Below are 19,791 nucleotides of genomic sequence, written 5' to 3' on the forward strand. Positions count from 1 at the left end.
TACCTTATGATATATCTCCGTTTTGTTCGTTTTCTGTTTCAGCACCTATCACTTAATCCAATTCCTGGAAAGCCTTGAAAATCTTTGCAGCAATCTCCTTCTGCTCCTCAGCCTCAACCTGTACGTGATGTTTGAAATTAACATCAGCCTCACTGTTCATTGGCAAGAGGTGGATATGTGCATGGTTAACCTCTAACCCCAAGACGACCTGTGCTACCTTCTTACATGGAAAGACTGTCTTTATTGCACGTGCAACCTTCTTTGCAAAAACCTCAAAGGCTGCAAGTTCCTCATCTTCCATATCAAAGATGTAGTCAACCTCCTTACGAGGAATAACAAGTGTGTGTCCCTTTGTTACAGGATCAATGTCGAGAAATGCATAGAACTGTTCGTTCTCTGCACACTTGTAGCTTGGAATCTCACCCGCTGCAATCTTACTGAATATTGTCATACAAACCTCCTTGTTTTAATGTTATGCATCAATTGAGATCTTATCAATGCGCAGAGTGATAGTACCACGAGGGATAGTGATTTCAACCTCATCGCCCACCTTCTTATTCAACAAGCCCTGTGCAATAGGAGTCTTGATTGAAATCTTATTCTGCTTCAGGTTAGCCTCTGTCTCACTAACAATCGTATACTTCATCTTAGCATTTGTCTTTACGTTTGTCATCTCAACAGTAGACATAATCTGTACAGCATCAGTGCTCAAACGTGACACATCAACAATCTTTGCTTGTGCCACGGTCATCTTCAATTCAGCAATACGTGCTTCAAGATGACGCTGTGCCTCCTTAGCAGCATCATACTCAGAATTCTCACTCAAGTCACCCTTATCGGCAGCTTCGGCAATAGCAGCAGATGCCTTGGGACGTTCAACAGATTCTAAATACTGCAAATCGGCTACGAGTTTGTCGTAACCTTCCTGTGACATATAAGCCATAATATCTTATTTTAAAAATTAATCGTTTTTCAATAGACATAAAAAAGATAGAATTCCAACATCAATCTCACTGAATGTCGGAATCCCATATCCTTAAACGTCTTAATCCTTTTATTTTTTGCAAAGATAGGCTTAAAAAATGACATAACAAAGTTTTAACGGATAAAAATGCTTTTTTATAAGCTATATTTCAACTTTTCTTTCAGACTTTAGTCTTTCTTTCAGGTTATATTCAACTTTCTTTATATAAATCCTCTTTACATTACATCCGCTGTTGCCAAACAAGTAATGAACCAGTAATGTCAACTATCTCGGCTCTGGTGAAACCATTAACCAAAATCGGTCATTAGAGGTTAAACTATCATTTTGTCATATAAACTACTTGATATAAATCAATAATACATCATATGATAAAAAAAGACATTGGAAAAGTTGCAAATATAAAAAATACTCTTTATCTTTGCAACGTGTTTTTCATAGTATTAGATTTAAGGTTAACAAAGGTTGGACTACAGCGGTAGTCCTTTTTTTATGTCTTTAAGTCTGGTACCACAAACATTTTATCGGTAAATACTGGCTTACAGAACTTAACTCTTTAGAAGATAACAAAAACATATATAGGCTGCTACAGGCGCTAATGAGCATCTGTAACAGCCTATATTCATTATTTAGATATACTTTCCTTTAAGGTATCATCTACCCTTCACCATTTCCAAGAAGTATTCATGCACACGCATATCACTATCCAATTCTGGATGAAAAGCAGTAACAAGTTGGTTTCCTTGGCGAGCAGCTACGATATGACCATCAACCTCTGAAAGGGTTTCTACCTCATCAGCAGACTCCTTTATATAAGGTGCACGGATGAAAGTCATTGGGATATCGCCATCAATCCCCTTAAAAGGAGCCTCCGTATGGAAACTACCCAACTGACGACCGTAAGCATTACGGGCAGCTGTCATATTCATTGTACCCAATCGAGGAGGAACTGGAGCAGACGGACTATTCCCCTCTACCTCACGAGCAAGGAGTATTAAACCCGCACAAGTACCAAAGACCGGCAATCCCGCTTCGATAGCTTCACGGATAGGATCAAGCAAACTGAGGTCACGAAGGAGCTTTCCTTGCGTGGTACTCTCACCACCTGGGATTATCAATCCATCTTTCTCCTGTTGCCAATCCTCCAATCGGCGCACCTCAAAGCAATCAATCCCCAGTTTACGGAGCATCATTTCATGCTCTAAGAATGCTCCCTGCAGGGCAAGAACGGCAATTCTCATTGTCCACGCTCAGCCATGAGCACTTCAATTTCATGCTCGTTGATACCAACCATAGCCTCACCCAAGTCTTCTGACAATGCAGCCAACTCCTTAGGGTTATTATAGTTTGTAACTGCCTTAACGATAGCTGCAGCACGCTTAGCTGGATCACCACTCTTGAAGATACCAGAACCAACAAACACACCCTCAGCACCTAACTGCATCATCAATGCAGCATCAGCAGGAGTTGCCACACCACCCGCAGCGAAATTCACTACAGGAAGCTTACCATTCTCATGTACATACTTCACGAGATCGTACGGAGCCTGCAACTGCTTAGCAGCCTCAAAGAGTTCGTCCTCACGCTTACTAACGAGTTCACGAATCTGACTCTGCATCAAACGCATATGGCTAACAGCCTGCACAACATCACCTGTACCAGGCTCACCCTTTGTACGAATCATCGTTGCACCCTCTGCAATACGGCGCAATGCTTCGCTCAAATTACGTGCACCACAAACGAATGGCACCTCAAATTGTGTCTTGTCAATATGATAGATATTATCAGCAGGAGATAGAACTTCACTTTCATCAATGTAATCAATCTCAATTGCCTGCAGAATCTGAGCCTCAGCGATATGACCAATACGGCACTTTGCCATTACAGGAATCGTCACAGCCTCCTGAATGCCTTTAATCATCTTTGGGTCACTCATGCGTGAAACGCCACCAGCAGCACGAATATCAGCTGGGATACGTTCCAATGCCATTACTGCACAAGCACCTGCAGCCTCAGCGATACGCGCCTGCTCTGGTGTTGTTACGTCCATGATTACACCGCCTTTTAACATCTGAGCGAGGTTGCGGTTTAGTTCTTGTCTATTTGCCATATTACTTTAATTTTTTAGATTTCTACCATGTTTCACTCACGAATGAGTGTACATGAAGATGTTATATGTGTTAGTTAATATTAGAAATTCCTTTTAAAACGATGAGAAAAGCGTAAGAACAATACACAGATTTATGAGCTTTAAAAGCCTACATGCTGTCCCCTACTTCATCCCATTAGGCTCTCACCTCCTTGATGTTACAACCTTGGGGACTTATAGAGTTGTCCCCTACTTTATCCCGTTAGGCTCTCCCCTCCTTTGGAGGGGCTGGGGGAGGTCCCCCTACGACCTTCGCCACTCACTCGGAGTCTGTCCCATCTGCTTCTTAAAGAACTTAGAGAACTGAGCTTGTGAGGCAAAACCATGCTCATATGCAATCTCTTGAATGGTCTTCTGTGTCGTTCGAAGCTGACAGGCAAGTACCTCTGCCAGTGTATGGTCAATGATACATTTGGGAGATTTACCAGATATTCTATGCGCCACCTGCGACAGATAACGTGGAGAAACATTCAGACAGTCAGCATAAAAGGCAACATCACGATTCGTATGATAATGCAACTGAACAGCTTCTAAGAATTCATTATACAGCTGACTACTCCGTCCACTGATATCACTCTTCCTTGCTACAAGCGTTCTGACATACTCCCGAGCATGTTGTAACGCTTCATCCATCGGCTCGTCTTGGCTAAGATAGACTGCAAGTGCTGACGAAAAACTATTGGCAAGACCATGCTGTAAAGGGTCGTCCAACACAAATGAGCGTACAGTTCGACGTCCTTCTCCTTTCAACGAAGAACAATCAAAGATTCTTTCAGCCTCTCCTTCACGCAGAATGACAAGCGAACAAAGTGGCAGCAAACGACAACGTATCTGTGTTATCACGTCATCTGTCATCAATCTGTCACCATTACTTGCCGTCACTATTGGGTCATATATAATATGGTGAGGACGATACTTCAACAGTGCATCCACCACGACAGCCAAGGTCTCTATGGTTCTAATCATTCCCACCTTTACCGTGTCAGGCTGCATATCATTGATAATCGCCTCAATCTGTCCTCTGACAATCTCCGCAGGAAGGTCATAGAAAGCCTGAATACCCAAGGTATTCTGCACCGTGACAGACGTTACAGCCGACACAGCATAGCCTCCTAAGGTTGCTATCGTTCTGATATCAGCCTGCACACCAGAGCCACCAGTGCTATCTGAACCTGTTATTGTGAGAATTGTCTTCAACAGTTTAGGTTTATTGTTTTGCATACAAAGTAAATTGAAAATATTGAAACCTGCAAGAGTTATTCCTAAATTGACAAGAAAAACTACATTTCTGACTTTTATTAGGCTTATCAGTCTGATTAACCTTATTAGCCTTACAGCAATCAAAAAACTTATAGACTCACCTACATCAAAGGAATCTATCCACCCTATTATCATCCACTTTCATTGAAAACATTTTCATTTTAAGACTTCGAAAACATGTAGATAAGAATTTGAAAAATCATTACATAATTTCAATTAAAACATCTGTAAATAATGGCAAAAACACATATAAGAAGCAGGTTTGCAACCAACAGTAAGTCAATTAGTTATAAAACGGTATAAGAAAAGGTGCTTAATTAGACTTCAAAAGGGCGTTAATAAGGGTCTTAAAGGGCACCTTTTGCAAGCTAAAAGGGCGTCTTTTAGAAGCCCAAAGAGCATGTATTCAAAATTATGATGTGAAAAATTATGACAGAATAATAAGTTGTTAGCCTAATTAGCCCAATTAGACCAAATAGCCTAATTAGGCCAATAGGAATAAGTTGTTTGTGAAGACAGATAGACTTCGTACCTAATGACATTTATCATGTAGTTTATCCCCCTTTATAAAAGCATCTTATTGGAGGTAATTATACTGGTGTTGGGTGATGGTTGTTGTGTTGAGGGATGGTTATTGGGTGTTGAGCCTTTATAAAACAATCTTATTGGAGGAAATCATACCATGTATGTGGATGAATCTCATTCTATTAACAATCTATGTATTTAACGGAAGAACCTTCACAATACCTACTATTAGGTATTGACACATTTATAAAAAAAAACATAACTTTGCAAAGTTATTTACAAACCATTTAATAACAAAATGAAGAAATATTTACTAATCTTGACCGCCATATTATGCTCTCTTGTATCCATGGCACAAAACACCGACGCAATGCTCTTCGGTGATGTGAAGGCAAAAGAAGGTGGAAAGCACCTTTCTCATGCCGTAATCCAAGTAAAAGGTACGAACCTTAAAACTCAATGCGATGCTTCGGGTCACTTTAAATTAAGTAATCTTCCTGTAGGAAGGCAAGTTATCATAGCTACACTCGCTGGTTATCAGCAGCAGGAAAAAGAGGTAGACATGGTTAATAATAAAGGTTCTGAAGTCTACTTTGAACTGGAAAAAGACCCATTAGAGTTAAGCCAGGTCGTTGTAACTGGTACTCGTACCAGCCACTTTGTAAAGGATGTTCCTATCCGTACAGAGGTTCTGACATCACAGGCTATCACTAAGAAGAATGCCCAGAACTTATACGAAGCACTTGAAGGTGTACCAGGCATCCGCGTAGAACAGCAGTGCCAGTTCTGTAATTTCTCTGAGGTTCGTATGCAAGGATTGGGTGCTGAGCACACACAGGTACTCATCGATGGTGAGCCAATCTACTCTGGTCTTGCTGGTGTTTACGGTTTGCAGCAGATTGGAACCAATGACATCGACCGCCTTGAGGTAGTTAAGGGTGCCGGTTCAGCCCTCTATGGAAGTAGTGCCGTTGCTGGTGCTATCAACATTATATCAAAGGAACCAACCTTTGAGCCATCTGTTAATGGTGATATTCAGTTCGGAAACTTTGGCTTCAAGAGCTATAAGGCTTCTGGATCTATGCGTTATAACAACATCGGTCTGAGTGTATTCGCACAGCGTACACAGATGGATGCTATCGACCGCACACAGAATGGTCTTACACGTAAGGAAGTAAAGAACAAGGATGGTATCTCTGATCGCGTAGATGAGACGATGAATAACCTTGGTTTCAGCCTTTACTTCTATCAGCCTTTTGCTAAGAACGATAAGCTCGTACTGCGTGGTAAGGCGATTGATGAGCACCGTTTCGGTGGTGTCATGACGAATGATCAATATATGAACCCATACACTGATGGTACAGAAGACATCCGTACCAACCGTCTTTCAGCTGACCTTGCTTACACCTTGCCTATCGGTAAGCACTCAGAATTGAACCTCACAACAGCGTATGTATATCATAAGCGTCAGGCAACAAACGATACCTTCCTTCATGACTACATGGATTCTCACAAGGATCCAGCACATCCTGACGAGGATGGTGCGGAACCTGACGTTTCTATGATGCGTCCATACATTGCTAAGGAGAATACGGTGACACCATCGCTCACCTTCACTTCTATCCTTGGCAACCATACATTGCTTGGTGGTGTACAGGGTTATTTCACTCGTTTGCGTGAGACTGGACTCTATGTCATCTCTGCTGAGGACGAGAAGACAAGTCCATACTATGGCGTTCCTTACACTTCTATTGGCAAGAAGCATGCTAACGAGGTTGGCTTCTTCGTACAGGATGAGTGGAACGTGACACCAAAGTTGACCGTTGTACCAGGTATCCGTGTCGACTCTCATAGCTCTGGTGAGGAGTATGCTACCAGCGTAAAGGTTTCTGATAGTGCCTTCCCAACTACTAAGTTTAGTAAGACAACCGTCAATCCTCGTATTGCTATCAAATATGAACTGACTCCTTCACTCGTTCTTCGTGCTAATGTAGGTACAGGTTTCCGTGCTCCTTACGGATTCTCTGAGGACCTCCACCTCTGTAGTGGTTCGCCACGTGTATGGAAATCATCTAACCTCAAGGGTGAGCGTGCTATTAGCTACAACCTCTCAGCAGACTATTATGCTAAGAAGTATCAGTTCAGCATCAACATCTTCCGCACCAACTTGAAGGATAAGATTCAGTTCTCTCCTGCAGACGATGAGGTTAAAAAGTTCGGTTATTCTTACCAGTGGGAGAATGTTGACGATGCCTATGTACAAGGTGTAGAATTAGGTGCAAAGGCAAACCTCTTCCGCAACTTCAATGCTGGTATTAACTGGACCTTCAATCAAGGTAAGTTTAAGCACGAGCGTGCAGACTGGTCAGACCCTAACGATGAGACTGTAAAAGAGTTCCCACAGCGTCTGCAGTATGCTAAAGACAGTCGCAACATCTCTCGTTTCCCAGCAATGACTGGCGATATCGACCTCGATTATACCCCTGGCACTTGGACTTTCTCTCTCACAAGCTCATTACAGGGAAGAATGTTCATCGACTACAACTCTGAGGACGATGGTGCAACATCAAAAATTAAGAAGACAAACACCTTCATGATCTTCAACTGCCGTGCTGCAAAACGTTTCGGTACATGTACGGTTTATGCAGGTGCTAAGAACATCTTCAGCTATATTCAGGACGAGAAACACACAGACGACGCAGCCTTCATGTATGCTCCAGTATACGGCGCAACATGGTATGTCGGTCTCAGCGTTAAACTATAAGATACTCTCTGAATTATTTTATTGAAACTTAGGTCGCAGCCGCATTGCCCCACTGGTAATGTGGCTGCTTTGTTTTATACAACCCAAACAAAGCGAATACAAGCAAACCTACTTTAGTACCACGCCACACACGCTACGAAATATATTTACAACAACAAGGCTATTTTTCACAAATTGCAGGAATAAAAACGACTACTTACGCCCTATTTATAACTAACAAGTAATCAAAGACTTATAAAGCCGTAAAGTAAAAGGTGCTTAATTGGACTTCAAAAGGGCGTTAGTAAGACCTCAAAAGGGCATCTTTTGCAAGCCAATTGAGCGTCTTTTCAAAGCCAAAAGAGCAGCTATTAAAAATCAAGATATGAAAAATTATGACAAAACAATAGGCTATTTGCCCTATTGGGCTTATTGGGCTTATTAGCCTAATTGGACCAATTAGCCTAATTTGGCTTATTAGGCTAATAGAAATAATTAGGCTTATTAGCCTTATTAGCCCAATAAGCCTAATAAGCCCTATAACAAAATCGGGCCAAACGGTTTCTTCCGTTTGGCCCGATTGTTTATAATCTTCTACTGATTAAGTAATCAGCAGGTAAGGTTTTTATTTTGTCAGCTTGATTATCTTACAGCCATGTGCAGGGATGACTGCCTCAATCTTATCGCTTACAGTACCCTCATCAGCATGCTTCCAAAGATCACGTGCAGACCAAGTACCAGTAATACCAACCTTTGTCAAGTCGATAGAACGAGTTGCAGCTGCCTGATCACGATTGAAGAGACCGATAACCCAAGAGCCATCCTTCATCTGACCGTACCATACCTCACCATCAGTGTTCCAAAGGTTACGCTCCAATGGCTGACCAACAAAACCATCCTTCTGCAAAGCAAGCATCTCGTCGTTCTGGAAGAACTTCAAGTCGTTGCCAGTTGGCATATCTGTGATAGAGATAGGACCACCTGCCATCAAAGGAAGAGAGATAACAGACATCTTCTCATTATCGTCAGCATAGCTTCCGATACGAATGAAGTCGCCATCAAGACGAATCTTCTTACGACCAGAAATCTTTGACCAATTGATGAAACCATCAAAGGCATTCTCAGAGTTTGGCCATCCACCACGAAGGCTACCACGGTTGTTATCAGAGAAACGATACCAAGAACCCTCAAGAGCATCGGCATCAATACGTACCATATTACCTGCATATCTCTCGATGAGAGCATTATTACGCAAGTGAGGCATTACAAGTGAAACATATACGCCATACTTCTGCGCATACTTGTTAATCCACTGCATACCCTTTACATAACGCTCACGGCCATAACCCTTATCGATAACGTCAGTATAGTTCATACCATCTTCATACCAAGAGAGGAAGTCCATACGTACGAACTTCACGCCTAAATCAGAATAGTGCTTGAAGAATCCTTCAAAATACTGCTCTGCACCTGGGTGATCTGTTACTACCCAACCAAACTGATCCTTTGAACCAGGATGCTTAATGTCTTTATCTTTTGCTGGATCGTAAGCCAGACTGCTCACCTTGATACCATCAGTTCCTGGGATAACGGCATTAGGATTGGTATAATGATACCAGAATGGACTATCGTAAACACCAAGTTTCAAACCCTTCACCTTCAACTTAGCAACAATAGTTGTCAAAGGAACTTCTGGAGAACTCTCATCTTTTGCAGTACGGCTATAACGTGTCATGTAACCATCGTCACCACTCATTGAAGCGAAACCATCGGTAACAAGCATGTCATAGCCATGTGACTTAAGATTGGTTGCTACGTAGTCAATAGCCTCATCCCAGTCTTGCTCTGTGAAGATATTTGGGAATGAGCCAGCCTTCTCCTGTGCACGAAGATGACCATATACACTCCAGTAAAGTGGCGCATAGTCCATACCTTCAGCCTCTGCAACAGGTGTAAGACCTACTGTTGGGTCAGTCTTATCAACGCTCAGATCGCTGGTTACGTCCCATTCATTGCTGTTACAACTTGTCAGAAGAGCAGCGAAAGCCAAGCTTGCTAAAAAATATTTCTTCATTGTTTTATTCTATCATAAGTAGTTTTAACCGGTAGCTGTGTGCCTTTAGCCTAATAAAATCCATGCATTATACTTACAAAACCCATGCATTGGAGCACCAGCTAACCGGTTATTTATGTTTTTAAACTCTGTTATGCGCTTATGTATTCAGCCTTGAACTTCTTGTTCTTCAAGTCAAGTGTCAGCTTATACTTTCCAGCCTTAGTGACCTTCCACTTCTTGTCACCATAAGAACTTTCAGTACCATAGGCAAGTGCATCCTTAGCTACACCTGTTTCGTTGATGACTGTGTTCTCTTCTGGAGCAAAGAAATAAGGCTTATCGCTTGAGAAACCAGACTTATCGAGCATAAACTTCATTTCGCCTTCAGCCAACTGAACTTCAATAGAGAAGACATGATCGCCTGTCTTTGTGATAGAAACACCATTGTCAACAGACCATCCTGCAGGAGTTGCGCTACCAATCATATATACATTCTCAGTATCCCAAGGTGATGGTGCAGCTGGAGCAGGTGCATCAGCGACAAACTTCGTTACCTTGATTTCATGCTTTGTGAGGTCGAATACAATAGTATAAGTACCAGCTTCTGTTACCTTCCACTTATTGTCATCGCCACCAACAACCATACCCTGCTTTGCAGGACCATCATGGTTGAACTCACAATCAGCTACAGGTGCTTGAATCATGTTGTTCCATCCATCTGATTTGTCAAATGACAACTTGAACTCACCTAAGTTTAAATGACCCTCATATGTAAACTGTAAAGGATTAGAAGAGGTCTTAGCAAACTTAGCTGAACCGTCCTGTACCTTTGCTTTCAAGCCATCAATATCCCAACCGTATGGCGTTGCATTACCGATAAATGACAACCACTCAGACTCGATAGGAAGGATTGGACCTGCTGGTTCTTCACCCTCATAAGTAACAGTAAGCTTACGTGTGCGGAGGTCGACAGCGAAGGTATAGATACCGGTCTTTGTTACCTTCCACTTATTATCAGCACCACCTTTGCGAATATCAATCGCATCGCTGGCAACACCCTTATCATTGATTTCAGTATCAGCGGCAGGTGCGTAAACGAATGTAGCACCCCAATCACCCTTTGAGAGTGGCAACTTAATCTCGCCAGTCTTTAGTTTACCATGATAAGTAAAGAAATATTTATTCTCTGTATCACGTGTCATCTCGTATGGATTGTCAATGCTCCACCCAGCAGGGGTAGCATCACCCACCATATAGAGATGGTCGACCTTCAATGGAAGCTCTTCTGTGATGACCACGATATCCTTATCATCATGACATGATTGGAAGGTTATTGGCGCTAAAAGAGCCAATAGTGCCATACCATATTTAACTATTGATTTCATCTTACGAATAGGTTTTAATCATTTAATAAATTAGTTGCCATCATAACCAGGGTTCTGCTTCATGTCCTTATGAGCACCCATGATGTCTGGGTGGAATGGGAAGATTTCGATGTGCTTATCGGCATCTGCCTCCTTATCCCACCATGCATCTTCGAACTTACCAAAGCGAATCAAGTCGATACGGCGACGTCCCTCTGCGAAGAACTCACGTCCCCACTCTGCCAACATCTCCTTCATATCGAGGGTTGCTGTACCTTCTGGGGCATAGAGAACAGTGCTCCAATCAGAAGAAGGATAGTTACGCTTGCGTACCATGTTCAAGAGTTTACCTGCTGTAGTAGCATCTCCCTTGCGCAGCTTACACTCTGCAAGGCTATAGATAATCTCTGGGAGACGAACCTCACAGTAGTCTGCTTCAAGCTGAAGGTCCTCTTCAGTATCTGGATAGAGAGGATACTTAGCGAACATCCAACCAGAGTTGTCGTCACCATCCTCAAGTCTACTTTCAGTCTTATTGAGCCACTTACTACCATCAGTAGCACCAAACTTACCAACAGCATCACGTATGTCAAGAACATATCTACCATTGTGATCCTTCAAATACTGTGGATGTCCGTCATCATCAATATATTGAATCTTACCGAAGATGAACATACCCTCACGTCGACCATTGTTTAAGTTCTTGTACATCTTTAGTCGAACGTCTGATGGATACTTCTTGAATTGAGCGATAGGCATACCTAACTCGAAGTTATACTTCTCTCCCTTAGGGTTATAAGATGGTGAAGCAGAGTACTTGAGGTTGTGTGAACCTTCCTTACACTTCTTATCCTTCAACCAGTCATTAGCCTTAGATGGAGTAGTCCACCAATACACATCACCCTTGTAGTGCCAGTGTGTCTCGCCCTGAGAGCTTGGGAATGCGAAGATAACCTCATCACACTTGTCATTATCCCAATCGAAAGCAGCGTCCCAACGGTCAGCTACAGCGTATGTACCATACTTACCATCAAGAATGTCCTGTGCATACTTCTCTGCATCAGCATAGCGGTCTTCACCAACATAAACCTGTGCATTCATATACAAGCGAACCAACAATGCAGCTGCACCAGCTTGTGTCCACTGACCTTCAATGTTGCCATTACCACCGAGGGAAGCCTTCTTAACCAAATCAGGTAAAGCATCCTTCAATTCTTTCTCTATAAAGTCGAAGATCTGACGTGGTGGAACCTGGCCTTTAGAGTTCTGTGATAGGTCTTTGAAGCCAACAGAGTAGTAGACATTACGGAACGCATCTAACAGACGAAGATAATACCATGCACGGAGAACGTGGTTCTGTGCGCGAAGGTTAGCAAACTCTGCTTCTGAAAAACCAAACTTTGACGCAGAGAGTGTATTAAGGTCTTCAATAACCTTATTAGCCTGTCCGATACCTTGATAGCAACCATTGAACTCAGACTGAGCCTCACCATTCGTGTTAATCCACTTATGGCGGTGCATACGAGCCCAACGACCACCATCATCCCACCAGTCTTCACGGGTAGGAGTAATCAATTGGTCGGCTGTTTCTTCATTCAATACATGGCGACTCTGGATACTCCAGAAGCCATGTTCGAATGGACGAAGTACTGCACGAATAACGTCATCCTTCGTATTATAATAGTTGCTTGATGCCACTTGGTCGTACAGTGTCTCACTAAGATCAGTACAACTTGAGGCTGTCATAAGAGCCGCAGGCACTGCTAACAATGCTGCGTATTTATATAACTTATTCATTGCTTTTCATTATCTAAATGATTGAACGATTGTTTTAGAAGTCAACTTGCAATCCTAACATGAACTGGCGTGTTGATGGATAGTATGTACGTGAACCCGTAGCACCTGGTGTCAAGCCATTCAACTGATAGGTAGAAGGGTCTACACCAGAGAACTTCGTAATCGTAAAGAGGTTGGTTGCAGTTGCATAGATACGAACAGAGCTAAGATACTTCTTCTTCATATCTAAGGTATAACCAAGACTTACAGAAGAGAGCTTCAAGTAGTCACCAGGCTCAAGGAAGTAGTCTGAGACGATAGGGTTCTGTGATACTGCAAGGTTCTTACTGTATGCTTTATCCATTACATTACCTTGGAAGTTCTTAATACCATAATAGAAGTCATGGATATTGAAGATATCAAAGCCCAAAGCTGTCTGGAAGAACAATGAAGCATCTAAGTTCTTATAACGGAAACTATGTGTCATAGAACCCGTGAACTTTGGAAGACCATTGCCAACAAACTGACGATCGTCATCTGTAGCATTGTCTGCTAAGACCTTATCACCATCCTTGTCATAAACAATCCACTTACCATCAGAAGTGATACCAGCATACTTCCACATATAGAAGCTACCGATACGGCGTCCCTTCTCGATACGTTGCAGTGTATGGAATGGGTATGGATCCTGTGTATTAACCATGTAATAGAAGTCCTGACCAACAAACTTACTATTGCTGAACTTAACGAACTCATTACCCATTGTTGCTCCTACAACATTGAGTGTATAGGTGAAGTCCTTCTTCTTAATAGCATTCCAAGTTACATCAAACTCGAAACCACTGTTACGCATAGTACCTACGTTCACGAAAGTTGTCGTAAACAAATAAGGTGGAACAGTCACGTTATAATCACCCAAGAGGTCTTGCTGTGTACGATTGAAGTAGTTGAAAGAACCGAAGAGGTTACCATTGAACAACGCCCAATCAAGTCCGACGTTCCAGTTCTTACCCTTCTCCCAGTGCAAGTCATCGTTTGGATTCTTACCAGGACCCCATACTTGATAAGACTTGCCATTATACATATAATAACCAAAGCCAGTCATTGTGTCAAGTGACTTGTATGATTCGAAGTCCTGATTACCTGTCACACCGAAGTCAGCACGGAGTTTCAAGTCGGTCAACCAACTCTTTGTTCCTGCCATAAAGGCCTCGTCAGAGATACGCCAACCAGCAGACACAGCTGGGAAGTTACCCCACTTGTAATGCTCACCGAACTTTGTTGAACCCTCATGACGCAAAGAAGCTGTCAACATATAACGTCCCTTCCAATCATAGCTTACACGTCCGAAGAATGCAATCAGCTTGTAACCATTCTTATAAGAACCCATACCAAGCTCGTCTTTCTTCTTCATGAACTTACCTGTTCCTAAGTTGTTGTCCTCAAGAGCATCGTTAGGGAAGTCCTTATTCTCTGCATTGAAGCCTGAGTACAGTGCCTCTTGATAAGAGTAACCAAACATAGCCTTTAAGTTGTGATTACCAAAAGAGTTGCTATAGTTGTTAATCCACTCCAAACTATGGAGAGATTCCTTTTTATAATTCTGTGATGCTTCACCATCACGACCTGCATTAATAGTACGGGTGTTGGTTGATGGGCTAAACCACTGGTTATAGTTATCATACTGATGGTCAGCGAATGTCAACTGTGTTGTCAACACCTGCTTTCCAGGATTGGTCAATAACAATGGGAAGAGATTCAACTTAACGGTACCATCCCAGTCAATCAACTTTGTTGTACCAGTATCTTTACGTCTCTTCTCCTGCTCAATAGGGTTCCACTCAGCAGGCTGTCCCTTAAAGTTATAGTACAGCGCAGGATTCTGTGGGTCCCAAATAGGAGTCGTAGGGTTAGCCTCTAAAGCATTACGGAACACATCCCAAGTAGCATTCTTACGATAGGCAACACGTGGAGCGATATTCAAACCGAAGGTTATCAAGCCATTGTTGGTTGTATGGTTCAAGCTGATACGAGCACCATACTCCTGACGACCAGAGTACTTATCAATACCCTTTGCATCACGATAGTCTACCGATGCACGGTAATTTGACTTGATATTACCACCACTAAGTGTCAATGTATGAACAGTGCGAACACCAACACGGCTCACTTCCTTCATCCAGTCTGTTGAACCACCAAGGTCATAACCAGTACCAGAAGCCAATCGGTTGGCACGATACTCATCAGGTGAGAGCATATCAAGGTCCTTCTTAATGACATCTAAAGCGATAGATCCATTATAATAGGTGTGGAGGTTTCCGTCGCGTGCACCCTTCTTAGTTGTAACGAGGATGACACCATTAGAACCACGTGTACCATAGATAGCAGAAGCTGCACCATCCTTGAGGACGTCGTAGCTTTCGATATCATTTGGGTTAATATTAGTAAGGTTACCACCTGGTACACCATCGATGACAATCAATGGACCAAGTCCTGCAGCACGAGATGAGACACCACGCACCTGAATACTTGCCTGATTGTTAGGGTCACCAGCACCAGTATTGGTAATACTAACACCAGCCACCTTACCTTGAATCATCATAGATGGGTCTACACTTGCTACCTGTGTGAAGTTCTTAGAAGATACGTGAGAGACAGCTGAGGTCAACTCCTTCTTATCCATCGTACCGTAACCAACGACAACGACCTCATCAAGGTTAGCAGCGTCTTCCTGCAACTTGATTTTGAAATCGGTCTGATTGTTCACAGGTAACTCCTGAGTCTTATAACCGATATAAGTCACACGGAGTCGTGATTTTGGACTTGCAACAGACAGTGCGAAGTTTCCATCGATATCTGTCACCACACCATTCTTGGTTCCCTGCTCCATAATGGTTGCGCCGATGACGGGGTCACCATGCTGGTCAGTTACCGAACCTTTTACATTGATTTGTTGAGCTGCTACGTTCAAGGTGCAGATGAGTCCCACCAATACGGCAAGAATCTTACGCCATGAACTGCTCTCAGTTTGCAATGGTTTCATGATTGTTGATTTGATTTATGTTTTTAAAATTATTTCCTGTCTTTGTAAACGGGAACCCTTTTTAAAAAGGTGTATGCAAAGATACACGAAATTAGGGCTTTATAATAGACAATAACAAGAAGTGTAATAATTTTACAAATACTCTTTACTGATTATCAATAACTTACGACATATAATATACAAATAAATATAATAACAAATATAAGCTTTGAAAACAAGTATTAACATCTAACAAAACTTCAATCTATATAGAAAACCTCATATGTCGCTCTTTTAATATCAGTTCACAACAAGCTCAAAACGACTTGGATAACAAGCAGAAAGACTGATTTTTCACATTGCTTTAACCCCTTTTTGAGCACCTTAATTATCGATGAAATGGGCAAAAATTGAAGTTTCAACTACTTTAAGCCATACTGACTAAGGACAGAATTTAGGACTAAGAGAATTAAGACAAAGATTGGTTTAAATCATTTTAAATCGAAGAATATACTCAAAAAGACTTATCTGTGCTATCTTAAAGATTTTTCTGACTCATCCGAAATATGGAGTGATAAACTAAAACGCTTATATAAATAAGGCACACAGAGCTACGGAGAGGACGGAGATAAAGACAATATCACGGAGGTGCCGATGGCACAAAGAGTGACGGAGGTGTAGCGTACAGATTTCTGATAAATCCTTTGGTATGAACGCTTTGTATATAAATTGCTAACAGAATTAGCAAACTATCTCCGTCGCTCCACGCACCGACGGTGCCTCCGTGACTACCAGTGCTTGCTTTGATATCCCTCCGTACTCTCCGTCCCTCTGTGTGACATTTCGACAGAGACCTAAGCTAAGATGCATTATGATCACTCCAAAATTCTGAAGACCATTTGTTTTTTCTGTAAATCATATGTATTAGAACGTACGAGAAAATCATCTAAGAACATTGAAATATATTGACAAAATAACGCGAGAAATTCACCCTAAAAGGGCATTATAAGGACTAACAAGAAGCCCGATGTAACTAACAAGGAATCAAAGACTTACAAAACCGCAATTCAAAAGGTGCTTAATTGGACTTCAAAAGGGCGTTAGTTAGACCTCAAAAGGGCATCTTTTGCAAGTCAATTGGGCGTCTTTTCGAAGCCAAAAGAGCATCTTTTAAAAGCGAAGATGTGAAAAATAATTACAAAAGCAAAGCTAAAACAACAAAAAGCCCCTTCCCAACTGGGAAGGGGTATGACTATTGTGATATCTCAATAAAGAAAATAGAAAAGCGTGAAAGCACCTTTTAACCCAAATCGGTCATTAGAGCCTAAACATATTTTATTTTATTATCGAGCAAATTGTTTGGCTTTGGAACGCAGGCGTAGCGGGCTACGTCAAGCTACAAAGACAGACAAGATGCCGATAAGAAAATAAAAGATGTTAGGAAACAATACCACAGTAAGAAGAACGATATATATTGTGGTCTGATGACCGATTTGGGTTAAACCAACTTACTTCCCCTTTCCTCCTTGCTGTTCAAACATAGACCTCTCGATTTCAAAGACTCGTTTTACATCAAAGTAAATGTCAGAAGAAGTGTAATTAGCATTCGTTTCGCCCAAAACAAGACGGTCACAACTACCGACTACCATCTGACTATTCACCTTAGGAATACCAAAGAAGAAGTAAACAAGGTTATATTCATCCCCCACTGATGTCACGGAGAAAGGATGTTCCTTACTACCATCACCAGTCATGAAGATTGTATCGAGAATGCGTGATAAACGAACAGAATAGACCTTAAGGCTATCGCTCAACATCCATGATTTATCAGGTTCGGTGGTTGAAAGTTTTCTGAAATGATAAATCTTAGACACGATAGCATTGGTATTAAGCGGATTGCTGGCAAGAACCTTATCCGCAAGCGTAGCAGCAACATCAAACTTACCTTCGTTCCTGGCTTTCGACATATCAAGTTCCATGAACATATCCCTACCATTATTAAGGTAAGTTCGTCCATAAACAGCCAAGATTTTGTCCTCAGCAGTCAATGTGGTATCAGCGTCAACATTGATAAGAATGTCAACTAACTGCTGAACATGCTGTGGGTTAGCTTTCACTTCTGCCTTTATCTTATCCCAATTGACAGACATAAATGTCTTATCCGTCTGTGCTGATACTGCTAACGATAGCAGCAACAACACGAAAGCAAACAACTTTCTCATAGTCTTTTTGAATTTGTTTTTTTATATTTGTTAAGTCTTTGGGTGTTATTGTATTTCTTCTTTATATAGTTGTCTTAGAATCTCGAGTAATCTTAGGGGTCATAGTTTTCTTAGTTTTCCTTATCTTTATAAGGCTGAGAGTGTTCTCATCTCTCAGCCCAGTCGCTTCTATCCAAGTTTCTATACCCTATTGCCTCAGCGATATGCTGTACTTGTACAGCCTCAGACTCTTCCAAGTCGGCTATCGAACGCGCTACTTTTAGAATCCTGTTATAGGCGCGAGCAGACAGTTTCAAACGCTCCATAGCATCACGGAGTAACTTAATAGAGGCTTCATCGGGCTCGGCAAACTCATGAATCATACGCTCAGACATCTGCGCATTACAATGAATATTACGATAACTGCTAAAGCGATCGGTCTGAATAGCACGTGCACGGATAACACGTTCACGAATAGCAGCACTCGACTCGCCCGGTGTTGCTTGTGATATATCTTTGAAGGGGAGAGGTGCAATCTCACACTGAATGTCGATTCTGTCCATTAACGGACCTGATATCTTAGCAAGATACTTCTGAATCTGCCCTGGAGTACAAACACAATGATGCGTAGGGTCAGCAAAATAGCCACACGGACAGGGATTCATACTTGCTACAAACATGAAACTACAAGGATAAGTAACCGTATATTTGGCACGTGAAATCGTTATATGACGATCCTCTAAAGGCTGTCGAAGTACCTCTAAAGTGTGTTTATTAAACTCAGGTAACTCATCGCAGAATAACACTCCATTATGTGCAAGGGTTATTTCACCCGGCATTGGATTGGCTCCACCACCCACGAGTGCAACCTCAGAGATAGTATGGTGAGGGCTACGGAAAGGACGTTGCGTAATCAGTCCTGTGTCACGACGTAACTTACCAGCTATCGAGTGAATCTGAGTTGTTTCTAAACTCTCTGAAAGAGACAAAGGAGGGAGGATAGAAGGAAGGCGCTTTGCCATCATACTCTTTCCACTTCCGGGTGGTCCAACCATGATCAGATTATGCCCACCAGCCGCTGCAACCTCTAATGCTCGCTTCACATTCTCTTGACCACGGACATCAGCAAAGTCGAGGTCGAAAGCATATTGATGCTCGTAAAACTCTTTCCGTGTATCCACAAAACAAGGTTCTGGAGTAGATGTACCATTAAGGAAGTCAATTACTTGCAGGATATTATCCATTCCATAGACCTCCAACGTGTCTACCACAGCCGCTTCGTGCTCATTAGCCTTCGGCACAATGATACCTTTAAACTTCTCGGCACGTGCCTTGATAGCTATGGGTAGTATGCCTTTAACAGGCTGTAAAGTACCGTCAAGGCTCAATTCTCCCACAAGCATAAACTCTCGCAAACGGTCACAACTCATCTTCTCATTGGCAGCCAAGATGGCTATTGCCAATGGGAGATCAAAACTGGAGCCTTCCTTCTTGAGGTCGGCAGGAGCAAGATTGGCGGTGATATCGGCTACAGGAAACTTGTAACCAGTATTAAGAAGTGCTGCAGCTATACGGTCATGGCTTTCCTTTACCGCTCCGTCTGCAAGACCGGTAAGATGGAACAACACGCCCCGTGTGATACTAACTTCGACTGTCACGGTGGTGACTTCCATTCCGTTGACAGCTGCACAGAATGTTTTTACAAGCACAATA

At 42.2% G+C, this 19,791-nt stretch carries 12 protein-coding genes; 1 reads left to right on the plus strand and 11 read right to left on the minus strand.

Annotated elements, in window-relative coordinates; translation table 11 throughout:
* Positions 1–52: 52 nt before the first annotated feature.
* From HMPREF0659_RS06380 to HMPREF0659_RS06400, 5 genes are all read right to left on the minus strand, one after another.
* Complete coding sequence (locus HMPREF0659_RS06380) at positions 53–451, minus strand: HIT family protein (protein ID WP_013264923.1); 399 nt, start codon at positions 449–451, stop codon at positions 53–55.
* Positions 452–472: 21 nt separating this feature from the next.
* Positions 473–943 (minus strand): transcription elongation factor GreA, encoded by a 471-nt coding sequence (gene greA / locus HMPREF0659_RS06385; protein ID WP_004360966.1) that lies wholly within the window; start codon positions 941–943, stop codon positions 473–475.
* Positions 944–1,635: 692 nt separating this feature from the next.
* Positions 1,636–2,223: a pyridoxal 5'-phosphate synthase glutaminase subunit PdxT gene (gene pdxT, locus HMPREF0659_RS06390; RefSeq protein ID WP_013263869.1), complete on the minus strand. Its 588-nt coding sequence runs from the start codon at positions 2,221–2,223 to the stop codon at positions 1,636–1,638.
* Positions 2,220–3,092, minus strand: a complete 873-nt coding sequence (pdxS, locus tag HMPREF0659_RS06395) for a pyridoxal 5'-phosphate synthase lyase subunit PdxS (RefSeq protein WP_004360968.1) — start codon at positions 3,090–3,092, stop codon at positions 2,220–2,222. Before pdxS ends, pdxT begins: the two co-directional genes overlap by 4 nt.
* A gap of 282 nt (positions 3,093–3,374) precedes the next feature.
* A complete protein-coding gene (locus tag HMPREF0659_RS06400; RefSeq protein ID WP_013264637.1) occupies positions 3,375–4,352 on the minus strand; it encodes a bifunctional hydroxymethylpyrimidine kinase/phosphomethylpyrimidine kinase in 978 nt (325 codons plus the stop codon).
* Between the two features lie 862 nt (positions 4,353–5,214).
* Here HMPREF0659_RS06400 and HMPREF0659_RS06405 point away from each other — a divergent pair.
* Entirely contained in the window at positions 5,215–7,680 is a 2,466-nt protein-coding gene (locus HMPREF0659_RS06405; RefSeq protein ID WP_044045919.1) for a TonB-dependent receptor, read from the plus strand.
* A gap of 604 nt (positions 7,681–8,284) precedes the next feature.
* On the opposite strand, the gene HMPREF0659_RS06410 is transcribed toward HMPREF0659_RS06405, so the two are convergent.
* From HMPREF0659_RS06410 to HMPREF0659_RS06440, 6 genes are all read right to left on the minus strand, one after another.
* On the minus strand, positions 8,285–9,733 hold the full coding sequence (locus tag HMPREF0659_RS06410) for an alpha-galactosidase (protein WP_013264742.1): 1,449 nt from the start codon (positions 9,731–9,733) through the stop codon (positions 8,285–8,287).
* A 131-nt stretch (positions 9,734–9,864) separates the two neighbouring features.
* Complete coding sequence (locus HMPREF0659_RS06415; protein WP_013264232.1) at positions 9,865–11,100, minus strand: SusF/SusE family outer membrane protein; 1,236 nt, start codon at positions 11,098–11,100, stop codon at positions 9,865–9,867.
* Positions 11,101–11,130: 30 nt separating this feature from the next.
* A complete protein-coding gene (locus HMPREF0659_RS06420; protein WP_013264020.1) occupies positions 11,131–12,876 on the minus strand; it encodes a RagB/SusD family nutrient uptake outer membrane protein in 1,746 nt (581 codons plus the stop codon).
* 34 nt (positions 12,877–12,910) lie between these two features.
* Complete coding sequence (locus HMPREF0659_RS06425; RefSeq protein ID WP_013264848.1) at positions 12,911–15,898, minus strand: SusC/RagA family TonB-linked outer membrane protein; 2,988 nt, start codon at positions 15,896–15,898, stop codon at positions 12,911–12,913.
* Positions 15,899–17,385: 1,487 nt separating this feature from the next.
* The gene (locus tag HMPREF0659_RS06435; protein WP_013263800.1) at positions 17,386–18,099 is read right to left on the minus strand and encodes a DUF4919 domain-containing protein; all 714 of its coding nucleotides are present in this window, start codon (positions 18,097–18,099) and stop codon (positions 17,386–17,388) included.
* 146 nt (positions 18,100–18,245) lie between these two features.
* Positions 18,246–19,787, minus strand: a complete 1,542-nt coding sequence (locus HMPREF0659_RS06440) for a YifB family Mg chelatase-like AAA ATPase (RefSeq protein ID WP_013264826.1) — start codon at positions 19,785–19,787, stop codon at positions 18,246–18,248.
* Positions 19,788–19,791: the final 4 nt, after the last annotated feature.

It is taken from the genome of Prevotella melaninogenica ATCC 25845 (genome assembly GCF_000144405.1).
GTDB lineage: Bacteria > Bacteroidota > Bacteroidia > Bacteroidales > Bacteroidaceae > Prevotella > Prevotella melaninogenica.